Consider the following 633-nt stretch of genomic DNA (forward strand, 5'->3'; position numbering starts at 1 on the left):
TCAGGCGGTTTTTTAATTCCGCCAACAGGTTTCTGTAATAATTATCGATTAGTAGCTATGAATAATATTAAAGACTTAATTATTAAGGCTAAACATATTAATAATGAATTAACTTCACTTCCATCGAATCTTTATATTTGTAAAGTGGAGATTGATTGTATCCCAACTTTGCAAACAGGAATTTATAGACGTATATCTCCAATGCTTAGGGAACGTTATAATAATTTTGGAAGTTGGGAAAATGCTACCCATGGGGATTGGTTAAGCATTGATGATATGAAAGAGTTATGGAAAGAAAAACCAACTTCATATATAGAAAACATAAAACATCAATTACATTCATGTTCGCAAAACTGGCCTAACGATGCTTGTAGCTTATTTAAAGATAATCGCATTAGTGTTTTTGCAGCAGATGTAAATAGCTTTGAAAGAATTTATATAGTTTGGTTAGATGAAGTTGATGAACCAGAAATATGGGTTTATGATAGTAATGGAATGGCACGATACAAGAATTTGATGTGTTATTTAGAAGCATATTTAGAAGACGATTTAAGTGCATATAATAAATTATTTATATAAAGAAATTACGTTTGCAATATTTTGAGAAACCCAAAATAGTCTGATCATGTTACT

The 633-nt window shown here is 29.9% G+C and carries 1 protein-coding gene; it reads left to right on the forward strand.

What is annotated here, in order from left to right:
- Positions 1 to 579, forward strand: a 579-nt coding sequence (locus HMPREF0673_RS14580; RefSeq protein ID WP_007902083.1) for a hypothetical protein, incomplete at its 5' end; no start/stop codon positions are given.
- Positions 580 to 633: the final 54 nt, after the last annotated feature.

Origin of the sequence: Leyella stercorea DSM 18206, assembly GCF_000235885.1 — a bacterium.
In the GTDB taxonomy this organism is placed as follows: domain Bacteria; phylum Bacteroidota; class Bacteroidia; order Bacteroidales; family Bacteroidaceae; genus Prevotella; species Prevotella stercorea.